6 protein-coding genes are annotated in these 14,725 nt (G+C 70.2%); 3 read left to right on the top strand and 3 right to left on the bottom strand.

What is annotated here, in order from left to right:
* Positions 1-12: 12 nt before the first annotated feature.
* From SPRI_RS04455 to SPRI_RS04445, 3 genes are read left to right on the top strand one after another with little or no spacing between them, the layout of a single operon-like run.
* The gene (locus SPRI_RS04455; RefSeq protein WP_005308754.1) at positions 13-2,052 is read left to right on the top strand and encodes a CHAT domain-containing protein; all 2,040 of its coding nucleotides are present in this window, start codon (positions 13-15) and stop codon (positions 2,050-2,052) included.
* Positions 2,049-7,178: a hypothetical protein gene (locus SPRI_RS04450; protein ID WP_037773144.1), complete on the top strand. Its 5,130-nt coding sequence runs from the start codon at positions 2,049-2,051 to the stop codon at positions 7,176-7,178. Before SPRI_RS04455 ends, SPRI_RS04450 begins: the two co-directional genes overlap by 4 nt.
* Positions 7,178-8,506, top strand: coding sequence for a hypothetical protein (locus tag SPRI_RS04445; RefSeq protein WP_005308750.1), 1,329 nt, complete (start codon positions 7,178-7,180; stop codon positions 8,504-8,506). The genes SPRI_RS04450 and SPRI_RS04445 overlap by 1 nt, the downstream gene beginning before the upstream one ends.
* A gap of 398 nt (positions 8,507-8,904) precedes the next feature.
* Here SPRI_RS04445 and SPRI_RS04440 read toward each other — a convergent pair whose 3' ends face one another.
* The 3 genes from SPRI_RS04440 to SPRI_RS04430 all read right to left on the bottom strand — a co-directional run bounded on the left by SPRI_RS04440 (position 8,905) and on the right by SPRI_RS04430 (position 14,724).
* Positions 8,905-11,328: a SpoIIE family protein phosphatase gene (locus SPRI_RS04440; protein ID WP_050791411.1), complete on the bottom strand. Its 2,424-nt coding sequence runs from the start codon at positions 11,326-11,328 to the stop codon at positions 8,905-8,907.
* A 219-nt stretch (positions 11,329-11,547) separates the two neighbouring features.
* Positions 11,548-13,182, bottom strand: coding sequence for a hypothetical protein (locus SPRI_RS04435; protein ID WP_005308746.1), 1,635 nt, complete (start codon positions 13,180-13,182; stop codon positions 11,548-11,550).
* Positions 13,183-13,245: 63 nt separating this feature from the next.
* Positions 13,246-14,724 (bottom strand): FGGY-family carbohydrate kinase, encoded by a 1,479-nt coding sequence (locus SPRI_RS04430; protein ID WP_037773143.1) that lies wholly within the window; start codon positions 14,722-14,724, stop codon positions 13,246-13,248.
* Position 14,725: the final 1 nt, after the last annotated feature.

The following is a 14,725-nucleotide window of genomic DNA, read 5'->3' as shown; positions in this document are numbered from 1 at the left end:
GCGAGAGAAACGATGGCAAGCAAGGCTGTTCTGCGAATTGCCGGCTCGTTCGGCTCAGGGCGAGGCAGGGAGAGCGACTACACGGTCCATCTGTCAGTGGACGGGGGGCATGAGAGCCGTTGTTCGCTGGGGAGTATCGACTTTGACCGTGGGTTCGACACGGTCTTCGATCGCGACGCCGATGAGGGCATCCGCCGGGATGCCGGAGAAGTCCTGTGCCGTGCCTTGCTCGGTGGAGGTCTGGCGGCGCAGTGGGACCGACTCCGCGGCGGCGCGACACGGCAGGACCCGGTTCGGGTGGTGCTGGACGTCGAGCCCTCCGAGCTGAGAGGGCTGCCGTGGGAGCTGATGTGGCAGCACGGATGGTGGCTGTGGAACAGGCCTGAACTGCTGATCAGACGTGGGACGGCCCGAACAGTCGAGGCCGGCCCAACGGAGCTTGGCCCGCTACGGGTGCTGGTCGTCATCGGCACTCCTGCGCACGATGAGGAATTTCTGGCGGAGCAGGAGCTCGCGGCCATGTCCGGGGCTCTGGAGAGCGCTCCGGCACGTGTTCACCTGGAAGTGCTCGATGATCCGGCGAGCGCGGCCGCGCTGTCGGACGCCATCGACCGACTGCGCCCCCACATCCTCCACTTCATCGCTCACGGCATGCCGCGCCCCGGCATCGGCGGTCCCGAACTGGTCTTCACCCCTACGTCGGGCGAACCGTGGTCCCTCACGGCCGACGATGTGCCGGCTCTGGCCAACCATCAGCCTCGCCTGGTGGTGCTCAACGCCTGCCGTTCAGCAGCCGACCCTGCTGATTGGGTCGGTGGGGTGGCCAGGGCCTTCCTCGACGCCGGGGCAGGGGCGGTGGTGTCCATGCAGGCTGACATCGAGTCGGATGCCGCGGTGGTCTTTTCGGACACGTTCTACGCGCGGCTGGCGGAGTCAAGCCCCGTGGACATGTGCGTGGCCGCGGCCCGTGCAGCGCTCGCCCGGATGCCAGTGCGCACCGGCGTATGGGCGCTGCCGGTGCTCCTGACCTGCTGCGAACCCGATGCTGTACTGCCCGTCGCGTTCCGCCCCGCTGCCGACGTCCTCCGCGACATTCTGCGGAGCAGGCCGTACGCCGAGCTTCGCCGATTCGTGGGCCGTTCCGAGGAGCGGAGGCAGGCCTGGTGGGCTGTGGACGCCCCGCACGCCTCGCCCGCCGCCATGGATCGCTCAGTGCTCGTCATCAGCGGCCATTCACAGACCGGTCATCACAGGACCGGCAAGACGTGGCTGGCTCATTGGTGCCTCTTGACCTGGTTCCTGAGGGGGCATCACATTGTTTCCGTGGACCTGGCCGGCAGGTCGGGTCCGGCCGGGGGGCGGCCGGGGGGCGGCGTGAGGAACAAGGACTGGCTGACCGTCTTACGGATGATCCGCGACCAGGCCACCTCTCCGGATCAGCTGTGCCCGATTCCCAAGGACGCCTTCGCGAAGTTCAATGCGGAACTCAACCAGCTCGTCCTCGGCAGTGCGAGAACGGCTCCGAACGAGCATCGACCCGAAGTCGACGAGGGCCGCGGGTTCAACGACGAAGCGGCACGGGCCGACGAGCGGAAGGCCGGCATCTTCTCCGCATTCCTCGACGCTCTGTCCGGTGCCGCGGGTGCTCAGCGGCTGGTGCTGGCTCTGGACCACACGGAGTGCATCATGCCGGATTCTCTCGCGGGCGAACTCTACGAGGGCCTGATCCAACCCGTCGCGTACGGCAAGCCACCCGCGGTGCGACTCGTCATCGTCGCTCGTGAGGAGAGTGTGAGCCCCGCCCTGCGCGAGTCCGACGCACACATGATCGGCAGAGTCCAGGTCGGAGATTTCAGAACATCAGAGCTCATACGGCTGGCGCGGGCATACAGCAGCCGACTCGGGTATGTCCCTGATGAAAAGGTCCTCAACTTCCTGCAGAGTTACCAGGAGACCGCGGGCGAGTTCTTCGCCGTCGACCTGTTCCACACGTTGACTCCGCATGTGCCGCAGTGGCTCGAAGCGGCCAACGCCCTGGGGGTGCGCCGATGACCAACGGCACAGACACGTTGCTGGAGATCGCCCGCAGGCTGGCCACGGGGGAAAGTCCCAGTACGATCTGCCGCTCCCTCGTGCCTCCCTCCTGGGCGCCCGTCCTACGGGCCTGCGCCGCCGCCCGTACCTTCACCTCCGTCCTCTACGACGAGGTGCTGCACCCCTGGGCGGCGGCGGAAGAGATCGCCACTCCTTCCCTGGACGACCTTCTCTCGACCAGCACAGTGCACCCGGTCGCCGGCGAACCGGGAAGCTACGCGTTGGCCGACGAGGTGCGCAGCGGCTACTTCCATCAGTGGTTCGACCCGGGCCGCCCCGAGCTCACCGGCAGACTGCACCAGCTCGAGGAACGCATCGCCGGCCATCTACGAACCACAGGTGACGAAACCGAAGAGCTACGCCACCTGTTGCTCCCCTCGCCGGATACCGCCCGCGTGATGTTCGAGCGCCTGTTCACCGAAGCCGACCGGTTGCGTGACTTCCCCGCCTGCCAGGACCTCATCGACGTCCTGGCCGACGCCGACCGCGGTCCCCGACTTCCGAACGCACTGCAGGAAGTCCTCGCGGATCGCGCAGGCTACGTCCGAGCACGCTCGTACTGGGCGGCGGACTACGCCCGCGCGGCACAATTCCTTCTGCCCAGAGGACTCGAGAGGAACATCGAACGCTGGCTGGGCGGCCGGCGGCGCGTCTGGCAGCTCTACGGCCAAGGGGGGGCCGGGAAGACCATGCAGCTGCGCTGGATCGTCGCCCGGTACTGCGTCCCTGAACCGAACGACGTACCGTGCGCCCGGATCGACTTCGACGTCATCAGCGCCCGTGCCGTGGGCCGGCACCCATGGCTCGTCCTGTTGGAGATCGCGGACCAGTTCGACAGGCGACTCCCGGGTCGACCCTTCGAACGACTGGACGACTACGCCGCCTACCGGATCCTCTTGGCACGGCGGCCCTCCCCACCTGCCAGGGAAGCGGCTCAGAACATCGCCTCACTGGACTCCGCCGCCGTCGAGGAGGAGCTGGTCACCGCATTCGCCGAGAGGCTGAACCGCGCACGCCCGCAAGGCCCGGCGGTGCTGGTCGTCGACACCATGGAGGAGCTGCTCCTGCACGGCCAGCAGGAGGCAGAGCGGTTCCTACGATTGCTCGGACGGCTGCTGCAGAGCTGCCCGGGACTGCGGCTCGCGCTCGCCAGCCGGAACGACCTGCGCGAGAGGCTGCCGCAGGCCATGGACTCGTTCGGCAGACGCCAGACCAAACACAGCGAAGTAGCACCGCTGAGCGTGAGGCAGGCGATGAGATACCTCCGCCTACGGGGGATCCGCGACAACAAGCTCGCTCACGCGGCGGCCGACATGGCAGGCGGTCTCCCCCTGAAGCTGGCGCTGTACGCCGATGCCATCGATCAGGAACCCACGATCACAGAGCAGGAGTTACGCGGTCACGACGAGCCCCACCTGCGCTACCTCATCGATCGCGTGGTCGAGCGCATCGACGACCCGGCTGTGCGGTGGCTGCTGCGCTACGGAGTCGTTCCCCGCCGACTACGGCTGGAGGAGGCGCTCACTGTCATGGAGCCCTGGCTGGCAGCGGGGATCAGTGGCAGGAGTGGCGCCGACAATCCGCGCAACGACCGGCATCACCGGCAGGGAAGTGCCGACATCTTCCCGACCGTGGCGACAGCGCCGACGGAGCAGGATCTCCGCCAGGCATGGCGGCGACTGCTCGACTACGCGAGCTCGTCCTCCTGGGTCTCCCGTCACGCGGGCGACGACTCCGTGGTGGTCTTCCACACCAACGTCCTCGCCCCCATGCGCCAACTGGTCGCAGACCAACGTGTCTCCCAACACCTGCACCAGGCGTTCATCGACCACTTCGAGGCCCTGGCAGAGACGGATGCCGAGCAATGGGTGGCCTGTACGAAGGAGGCGCTCTATCACCGGTTCCAGATCGACGCCGGCAACGCCGCCCAGGTGTGGCAGGCCGCCGTGGAACGCATGCAGGATCACCACCGCGTCGAGGCCGTGCGGGAGCTGAGCGAGGAGATCCTCGGACCCGAGTACGTGGACGACGGGCGACCGCGACTCCGTCTGGACGGAGAACCCCTCATCAGCCACGCGACCTTGGTGCAGGCGCATCTGGCCATTGCCATGTCCCTGGCCATGAAGCAGGCCGACAATCCGGAGTTCAACTCCGCCGACCCGATGTGGAACGAGATCGAACACCGCCTCGCCCTCGTCGACCGGCTCCGGGAACACTCACCCGACCCGGTCCCCACCGCCAGCGCCGAAGTCATCCTCCGCGCCGGCCTGCAAAGCAGCCAGGGCATGCACGCGGAGGCCGCGGAACTCGTCCTGTCGGGACTGGAAAGTGAGACCGACGGGAAGTGGCGTGAGCGGCTACTGACGATTCTCGCCCGCATCCAGACGGCGCTCGCCCACCCGGACGCGGAATCCACGTACCGGCGAGCACGCGTGACCGCTCGAGAACGCGGAGCCGCGACCAGCGAGGCGCTGATCGCCCTCGAGCTGGCTCAGGAACTGGAACGTGGTACCCGTCTCGACCAGGCCTTCGCACTGCAGGACTCGGTGCTCGCCATGGACGCCACCCCGGTGAACCGCGGCGCCGCCGCCGGAACGGATCCCCGAGCCGAGAACGTCCAACTGATGGCGTTGCAACGACGAGCCCTCCTGGGCAAGGCCCGCAACCAACTCCGCACGTTCACACCGACCGGAGCCATCGCCACCCTCACCGCGCTGGACCCGGACGCCGCCTCCCCACTCGAGCAGGCCGAAGCCTGCCTCGCACTGTCCCAGGCGTATCGGCAACTGGGCCACTCCCGCGCTGCACTCGCATCCCTGGACGAAGCCGACATGGCCCTCGCGAAGGCCGGCGGCCCGGCCAAGTACCGTCACCTGGCGAGGAACCTCATGGCTCGGGGCGTCCTGGCCGGTGAACTTCTCGCCGTGGACACCGCACAAGCGGCCTTCGATCGTGCGGCAGGCCTGTGGAGCGACCTCGGCTTTCCCCACGGTCACCCCGAGTGCCTGCTGCTGTATGCCCGCTTCCTCGCCCGCGATCTGGGTGATCTGCACCAGGCCGCCACCGCACTCACCCTCCTGAGAACCGCCGATGTGTCCGGCACATGGTCCGTGCAACGTGCCTTGCTGTGGTCCGAGCTCCACCGTCAGGGATACGAAGTGGACGGTGCGCTGCGCGCGGTGCCCATGACTTCACCACAGGATCTGCTCCAGGGGGGTGTGGCCGCCGTACTCACCGCCCCCGAGCGGGTGAGTGACCTGGCTGATGCGCTCGCGAAGATGCAGCCACCGGCGGCCCGCCTCGCCGTCCTGGAAGACCTCGCATGGTGTCCCTCCCCCGGTACGGACGACGGCGAAAGCGCCGGGCTGGAGCTGCTCCAGCCCCTGTTCGACGACATCATCGGGCCGGAACCCCTGAGCTCCGACGAACTGATGCGATGCAGGTACCTCGCCGAGTTCGCGCGTGTGCGCGGGCGGTTCAACCAGGCGCTTCAGCTCACCGTCCAGGCCGACCAGGAGCTCGGCCGAGCAGCTGGCGGAGAGCCGCTGCAAGCATGGCGGCAAGCGCGTGCCCACTTGCGCCTCGACCTCGTGCCCGGCCGGGAACTCACCCGGCTCCTCTGCTCAGCGAGCCCCCAGGACGCTCCACTGCTGACGGCGGTGTCGCACTGGCTGCACGCTTCTGCCGAGCCGGCCGACAGCAGAGAGAATCCTTTGCGGGCCGCGACCGAGTTCCTCAGCCAGGTGCACCGCCCTTCGGCGTGGACCGCTCGTATCCTGCACTCCAGCGCCGCCCTGCTCGGTGACACGTCGACCCAGCAGATCGCCAACCGGATGGCAGCCCATCTCGGTCATCCCGTCGACTCCCAGGAAACCGAACGGCACACCCCTCTCCGTGTGCCGTCCGAGACCGAACGCGTCATCTCTCCCATCCTCAAGCGGGACGGTGACTCCGACCCCACTCTGATCGCGCGCTCGCTGTTGGACGATTGGCGTCACGCTTCCGCAGCAGGCTGCGGCCGCCTTCAGGTCCTTCACCGGGGCCGCCCCCCGCTGTCGGCCCTGCAGCTCCAGTCCGACGACACAGCTCTTCACGCGTTTCCCTGGGAACTGGCTGATCTGCCGAGCGAGGCAAGGGCCGCAGTGTTCTACCGGACACTGCCTGACGCGGCGGAGTCGGCAGACACGCGGGTCCTCCAGATGGCGCTGAAAGCCGGGCAGGGAGTCGACCTGGTGATCGACGGGGTGTTCGGCGCTCTCACCGATACGGCCATCACCGCAGGAGTCGTCGCAGCTCTGCCGAAGCACATGAGCAACACGTCCAAGACGCTTGTATCGGTCCTCGTCGCCACGGCCTTGTGGAAACTGCGCGAATCGGCCAGGTCGGAGTACGGGGCGAAGTCCGTCCTCATGCTCCATTGCGACGCCGGCGACGCATCGGCTCACTCCGCACTCGGCCGGGCGCCGGCGAAAATCTTCGAAAGTCACGGCTGCACAGTGCGGCGACTGCGGGCGCCCGCAGCCCTCCCACCCCCTCGCAAGGGCCCTCCGGCCCTGCTGCACGTCTGTGCACCCCTGCGACTCAAGAGCGGCTCCATCCCCTACTTCGATCTGTCGCCCGCCGGACTCAGCCATGGTGACCGTCTGAAGAGCAAAGCCTCCGGATCAGACCTGGAACCCAGCCGACTCGTGGAGTGGCTTGCGGGATTCGTACCCGGCACACAACCCCTGATCGTGCTCGATCCGCCACGCCCCGCCTCACCGGCCGATATCCCCCTCCAGCTCGTGCTCCGTAACCTGTTCGCCGCCACGCTCTTCGCCTCTGGTATCGCCCCGGCGGTCGTCGGATGCGGACTCATCCGCACACCGCTCCACCAGACCACGCTCCTCGCGCAGGCAATCGCGGAAGAGCAGCCGCTGCACGAACTGCACCGCGCCCTGCGATCGGCGCCCACCGGCGGCAGCCAACCCACGAGCCCCGTCACGATCCCTGCCGGAGTGGACTGGGGCCAAGACGTCATCGAGACCCTCAGCGCCGCGCTCTTCGCCACCCCGGCCGCCCTGCGTACCCCGGAGCGGACCTGATGGAAGACCCGGACCCCGGCTACACCGCCCGGCGCCGGTTCGAGGTCCGCCAAGCCATGGAAGCGCTGACGTCCGAACTCGACGACTGGCGGAAGATCGCGCAGAGCGCCCCGATGGCGACGCACCGGTCGCAGATCGAGAGCGCCGCCAGGGTCGTGGCAACCGCGCTGGAACACGTGTCAGCCATGCTGCCTACCGATCAGGACACGAAGGGGGCCGAGATCGTCCTGGACCTGCACCATGTGTGGGACTTCTTCCGCGGCAAACTGATGCTGCGCCACCACGACCCCTACCGGGCATGGTTGACCGTCACCGACGAGTTGGCCTGGGCTCTCTACCGCCCCGTCCGGGACGCAGCGACGGGAACAGCGGGGTCGGTGTTCAAGGAGCCGCCGCTGACCTTCCTGAACCGGCAGCCTGTGCCTTTCGCCTCCGCCCGTGGCAGCGACTTCGAGGACCTGCTGGCCCCTGGCAGGCAGCGGACCGGCGCAGGCCGCCGGGCCAGTCGGCATCTGCCCTTTCCGGTCATCGGAATTCCCTGGTCGGCAAGTCGCCACATCCCGTCCCTGCTGGCTGTCGCCCACGAGACGGGCCACCACATCGAGGACGACTTCGGTCTCACCGCGACCCTCGTGACACGACTGCGTGAGGACACGGGACTGGCGCAGGGGCGCATCGCTGTGTGGGAGCCGTGGCTGGGGGAGGCGTTCGCCGACATGTGCGCGGCACTCGCGTGCGGGACGGCCTACGTGTGGACGCTGACCGACGCCCTCACCAGCGCGGGGGCCGACCCCCATGCCGGTGCCGGCGAGTATCCGTCACCCAGGATGCGGGCGCTGGTCTGCCGGGCCTGCCTCACCGCGGACGAGCCCGGCCCGCTGCCCGCCCTCCCTGGCCGGCCGCAGCCTACCGATTCGGAGGCGGAAGCCGTGGTTGCGGCTTTGCTCGGCAACGGCCTCACGGAACTGGGTGGCCGCACACTGGCCTCCTTGATCGGTCTCCGTCGGCCCGGCGGGCTCGCGGACTCCCGGGAAAGGCTCCGCAGTCGCCTCTCCTCCGGCCGGCGGGATGTGCCTGGCGTATTCGCCGCAGCGACCCTCGCCTTCGTCCACGACCCGGACGCATACCAGAAGGCCGCAGTGGGGGAACGGGCGATGCGCGACGTACTGGCTCTCGTGCCCAAGGGCCCACGTGGGGGTGCCGGTGCGGGGGACCTGGCGGTGAGGCGGGATGCGGCCCTCGGCCGGGAACTCGCAGGCCTGCTGACAACCGAAGCGGCAGCCGGACCGCGGAGTACTCAGCGCGCTGACGTGCAGGAGCCGGGCTGAACCAGGCCGGATCGACGTCGCTCGGCTGCGCCGGGCTCTGGCCGGGATGGCGTTGCCCCGGGCAGCCGACGGCCGCCTCATGCTCGCGATGGACATCTCACCGTGACTTCGGCCCGACGCCGACACCTGCTTGGACCGGTCGTTCCGCCACACCTCAGGCCGGGCCCGGCAAACACCAGGTGGTGCCCGGCCGGCCGTACTCGATCGTCGCCGCACCGGAGACCGGCCTCACGTCGTGGACGGCGGTGCTGGACGCGATCCGGCTCAATTCCGGCGCGGACCTCGCGGCAGCCGATCATCGAGGGAAGTCATCCGGTCGACCGGTGGTGGATCTGCCCAGCGGGGAGTCAAGTCCCCGGCGTGAGAGACCGCTTGACGTCTCGTCACCCGAGCCCGCCTCAGCTCCCGGTGCCCGACACCTCGATCTCCGCCCACACCTGCTTGCCGCCGCTCAGCGGCAGCGAGCCCCAGGACGCCGTCGTCGCCTCGACGATGAGCAGACCGCGGCCGCCTGTCGCCTCCCAGTCGAGGTCCGCGGGGATCACCGGGGACCGGGGCGAGGTGTCGTTCACGGCGATCCGCAGCCGGTCCGACGACAGCGTCAGGTCGAGTCCCACTTCGCCCTGCGTGTGGGCGATGGCGTTGGTGACGAGCTCGGACACCACCAGCAGCGCGATGTCCACCTCCTCCGCCACGCCCCAGGAACGCAGCGTCCGCGCGGCGAAGCGCCGGGCGTGGAGCACCGCGTTCGTCAGACGCCACACCGTCCAGTGGGTCCGCAGCGGACGCACACGGGACCCGTCGTAACGCAGCAGCAGCACCGCGACGTCGTCGTCGCGCCCGTCGGCGGTGCCGAGGAGTTCGTCGGCCACCCGCCCGATGTCGGACGGGTCCGCGGCCGCGAGGGCCTCGCCCACATGGCGCATGCCCTCCTCCAGCGGGAGCTGCGACGACTCCACCAGACCGTCGGTGAGCAGCGTGAGCACGGTGCCGGGGACCAGACCCGCCTCCGTCATGGTGAACTCCGCGTCCGCGAGCACACCGAGCGGCGGCCCGCCCTCCACCACCAGCTCCTCCGTCCTGCCGTCCGGGTGGCGCAGCACCGGCGGCAGGTGCCCGGCCCGGACGAAGATGGCGATGCCCTCCTCCATGTCCAGATCGACGTACAGGCAGGTGGCGAAGAGGTCCGTCTCCATGCCGACGAGCAGCCGGTTGGCGCGTGAGACGACCACGTCGGGGGGATGGCCCTCCACCGCGTAGGCGCGGACCGCCGTGCGCATCTGGCCCATGATGGTGGCGGCCGCGGCGCTGTGTCCCTGCACGTCGCCGATGACGAGAGCCACGTGCCCGTCGGAGAGCGGGATCACGTCGTACCAGTCGCCGCCGACCTCCAGCCCCACGGTCGCCGGCAGATAACGGGCGACCGCGACGCCGCCGGGCAGCACCGGCAGCTTGCGGGGCAGCAGACTGCGCTGGAGCATCCTGGCGAGCTCGTGCCCCGCGTCGAGCGCATGGGCGCGTCTCAGGGCGTTGCCGACCAGTCCGGCGACCGCCGTCAGCAGCGACCGCTCCTCCGGGGTGAACTCGTGGTCGGTGTCCCAGCCCACCAGGCACACCCCGATGAGGCGCCCGTCGGCCGGCAGGGGGACGACCGCCAGGCCGCCGGGGCCGATGCCGAGGAGACCCGGCTCCAGGTCGGCGCCGGGAGGCCACAGGCTCATATGGCCGTCCCGAAGGGCGTTCTGCAGCGTGGGCAGCGCGTGGCACGACGCGTCCGGCCACTCGGACCGCCACTCCGTCTGCCACACGCCCGGCCAGGAGTCCGGCTCCGGCGGGTCGAGGATGGTGACCAGCAGCCGGTCCGCCTCCAGCTCCGCGACGGCGATCCGGCTCGCGTCCAAGGGCTGGCGCAGAGCGTCGACGACCATACGGCTGACGTCCCGTACGGTGCTCGCCCCCGCGAGCCGGGCGGACAGCCCCTGCACGATGGCGACCTCGTCGTCGGTGGGGCGCAGGTAGACGGCGTCCGCGACCACACCGAGCACCCGTTCGGGCATGCCGTCGGCGCCGAACCGCAGCCGGCAGCGCAGGCCCAGCCAGCGCAGCTCACCGCCCGGCCGGCGGATACGGAACGCCAGCTGCTCTCCGGAGGACGACAGCCTGCCCGGCTCGACCACGGCCATCAGCGCCGGAATGTCGTCGGGGACCGCGCAGGACAGCAGTGTCTCCACCCGCGAGTCGAAGTCCTCCGGGGCGATCCCGAGGAGCTCCAGCACGCGTTCGTCCGCCTCCATGTGCCCGGTGTCCATCGTCAGGGTGAACGCGCCGCTGTGGAGCGGGACCAGCGTGGGCCCGGGATGCGACCTGGGGCCCGCCCGCCCGACGACGCGGGCCGGTACGGACTCGAGTCCGGCGGCCACCTGATCGGCGTAGAGCTCCAGCAGGCTGCGGCGGTCGGCGTCGAACCCGTCCGCCGTCTCGCCCCCCACCACCAGGCACCCCAGTTTGGCGGCGCCGTGGCCCAGCGGCAGCGCGCCCAGCGAGAACTTCGGCGGCAGGGTCCCCGCGCCCACGGGGGTCACTCCGCGGGGGTCGCCGGCGGTGTACGCGGACAGCTCCGCAGGGCTCAGCCACAGGGGCCGGGCGGCGCGGTAGGCGTCCGTGGCGGGGGAGCGGCTGCCGAGGCCGATGACGGCCGGCAGCCCGTACGTCCCGCCGCGGTCCCCCACGACCTCGGCCAGCCGCAGCTCGTCCGCGCCCTCCGTGAGGACGTAGACAGCGGCCAGCTCGGCCCCGCAGAACGCAAAACTCGCCCGTGTCAACGCGCACCGCCTCCGTACGCGGTCATGTACCGCGCTGTTCCCCATGCTGCCGTTGTTCGCAGGGTCGGAGCTAGTCAGAGGACGAAGATGATGCGCCGGGCGGGCCCTCCCGTCGCGGCGGCGCCCGGGCGCCGCGGGGGCCCGGGGAGCCGCGGACGCACAGGAGGGGGCTGCCGCCGGACAGCCCTCTCCTGGCGTGAGCACCTCACGGATCTGCCGCTAGATCGCGACGTCCCCGCAGAGGTGGACCTCTACGCCGAGCTCCGCGAAGAGCGCGGCCTTGGCACGCAGCGCCTTGTCCGCGGTCTCCGCGTCCGGGGCGTACGCCACGTTCAGGTGGTTTGCGCGGTGGCGGGCCATGAACTGGTCGCGGCTGACGCCGTGCAGTACGGCGTGCATGATCGGCCACTGCCGGTTCGTCGCCTCGAGCCTGCGCTGCGTCTCCTCCTCCGGCAGCTCCACCGCGCTCGCCCTGCCCAGGTCGAGATGGAGCTTCCCGTCCATCAGGAAGACCCGGGACCAGACGACCTCGCCCGGCTTGGAGACGCCGCTGAGCGTGCCGCCGCCGAGCGGGAAGAACATGGGCGGCTGGCGCATGCTCCACGACTTGTCGTACCCGCCGTTGTGGGACGCGGGCACGGAGCCGGAGATCTCGAAGACCCACACGAACCGGCCCTCGTACTCCTCGCCCCACCGGATGTCGTGCAGCGTCGTGGCGGGGTCGAGGCCCATCGCCGTCCAGATCCGGTTGGTGACCAGGGAGTCGACGGCCACGCCCTCGTCGACCTCGTTGAAGTGCGGCAGCGGCGCCCCCGCGTACAGCTCGCGGGCGCCGTCGCGGCTGAGCACCGGCGGCCGCTGGACGTTGTTGAGCAGGCCCTCCGCCAGGTCGCTCGCCGGGACCGTGTCCTTGAGTCCCTGCTGGTACTGGATACCGACGGCGTCGAGCCCGAAGTCGTCGGAGATCCGCAGCGCGGCTATGTACATCTTGAACTGGCTGAGCAGCTGGGCGTCGGTGAGCTCGGTCGCCTCGTCCGTGCCGGTGTGGAACGTCATGCCGGCCTTGTCGAGCCACGCCCGCACGGCCAGGGCCTCCTCGTCGGGGACGTGCCGCATCTCGGCGACCAGGGCGCTCTGGGACAGGCGCTCCTTGTAGATGCCGAGGGGATTGAGCAGCTCGTCGTCGATGATGGCGTTGTACATGCCCATGCAGCCCTCGTCGAAGACGCCGATGACGGCCTTCTCCTCGCGCAGCTGACGGGCCAGCGCCACGCCCAGCGCCGTCTCCGCGTCCTCGGGGAGGGCCGGCAGGTCGCGTACGTGGCCGGTGTCGTGGACGAGGGTGCCGGTCTCCAGCCAGGTCCGCAGTCCCCGCCGCGCCCACTCGTCGGTGAAGTCGACGCTCCACAGCACGGAGTAGGCGATGTCCGCCTTGGTGAGGCTGCCCGCGAGGTTCAGCAGGCCGACCAGGCCCGGGTACTCGCCGTTCCAGTTCGCGACGATCAGGATCGGCCCGCGGTGGCTGCGCAGGCCGGCGATGACGTGGTGGCTGTACTGCCAGACGCCCTCCACGACGATCAGCGGGGCGTCCCTGGGGATGTTCTTGAAGACCTCGATGCCGGCGCGCTGGCTGTCGATGAAGCCGTGTCCCTTGTCCGGGTCGAACTCGTGACCGCGCCGGACCTGCCGGCCGAGATCGGCGAGGGCCGCGGCCAGGTCGCTCTCGAGCTTCTGCTGCGCGGGCCAGCAGGTGGTGTTGGCGCTGGGACGCAGGTCGCCGCTGGCCACGGTGTAGACGGTGCCGGGCTCCGCGACGGGCGCCCGGTGCGGCTCGGGGAGGGTGTAGGAGGTCATGCGCTCTCGGTCTCCGTAATGTGTTGCGGGAGGTGCGGGGTGGGCCGGGTGGAGTCCCCGGGTTCAGCGGTCCTGAAGTGCTGCGAGTGAGTGGACGACAGCAGCGGTGTCCGGGTAGAGCCGGCGGTAGAGCGCGTACAGCTCGTCGTACCGGGCGGCGTTCTCCGCCGCGGGCCTCACGGTCTGCCGGACCGGGTTCCACTCGTCGATGGAGGCATCGGTGACCAGCTGCGCGGCGAGCAGCGCGCCGCCGTAGCTCGCGCCGATGGACGTGGCCCGCAGCTCCTGCTCCCTGCCCGTGATGTCGGAGACGATCCGGGTCCACAGGGCCCCCTGGGTGCCGCCGCCGACGGCCACCACCCGGCGGATGTCGCCGCCGGCGGCCTCGAGGACCTCGATGTTGTGGCGGACGCCGAAGCCGGTGGCCTCGAGCGCGGCACGGTAGAGGTCGCCGCGGGTGTGGGACAGGGTGAGCCCCGCGATGACGCCGCGGGCCTCGGGGTCCATGACGGGGGTCCGTTCGCCGGAGAAGTACGGCAGCATCAGCAGGCCGTTGGCGCCGGGACCCGCCGCTTCCGCGAGGCTCAGCAGCTCGGGGTGGTCGGCGGCACCGACCAGGTCGCGCAGCCAGTTCGTCACGGCGCCCGAGGTGGCCATGCCGCCGGCCAGGTTGCGGGTGCCGGGAAGCGCTCCCACGGTTCCCCACAGGGACGGGCTGGTGAGCGGCTCCGGCACCGTGTGGATCAGGAACATCGTCGTGCCGTACATCAGCATCAGGTCGCCGGTCTGCTGCGCGCCGACGCTCAGCGCCTCCGCCCAGGCGTCGATGGTGCCCGTGGTGACGGGGATGCCGGCGGGCAGGTTCGCCGCGCGTGCCGCCTCGGTGGTGAGCACGCCGGCCGACTCGCCGGACCAGGCGAGGGCCGGCAGCTCGATACCGGGGGCCACGGCCTCGGCCCAGGGCGCGTACCACTGCCGGGCCGTCGTGTCGTACAGCGGCGTGCACTGGCTGGCCGAGTGATGGTCGAGGACGTACGCGCCGGTGAGCTTGCGCACCAGCCAGGAGCTCGGCATGTACAGGCGGCGTGCCCGCGCGTACAGCTCCGGTTCCTCCTCGGCGATCCAGGCGATCTTCGGGCCGGCCGCCTGGGTGGTGAGGGCGGAGCCGCAGCGGGCGAGGATCTCTTCGCCGCCCAGCTGCTGGTCGAGGCGCTCGATCTGGCGGACCGCCCGGGTGTCGACGCCGTAGAGGATCGCCGGGCGCAGCGGTTCGTCGTCCTCGTCGGTGAGCAGGACGCAGGGGCCCATGCCGCTGACGCCCACCGCGATCACGGCGGCGTCGGCCGGCGCGGTGAGCTCCCGCGTCAGCTCCGTGAACTCACGCCACCACACGGCGGCGTCCATCTCGAACCGCCCGGGACCGGGGCGTGCGGGGGTGTGCTCCCTGACGGCAGAGCGCAGCAGCGTGCCGTCGAGTCCGACGAGGACCCCCTTGCTGCTGGATGTGCCGATGTCCACACCGATGACTGCGTTGCGAAGCATG

Source organism: Streptomyces pristinaespiralis (assembly GCF_001278075.1).
Lineage (GTDB): Bacteria > Actinomycetota > Actinomycetes > Streptomycetales > Streptomycetaceae > Streptomyces > Streptomyces pristinaespiralis.
The sequence above is the reverse complement of the archived record's forward strand: the minus strand, read 5'-3'. Positions and strand labels throughout refer to the sequence as shown.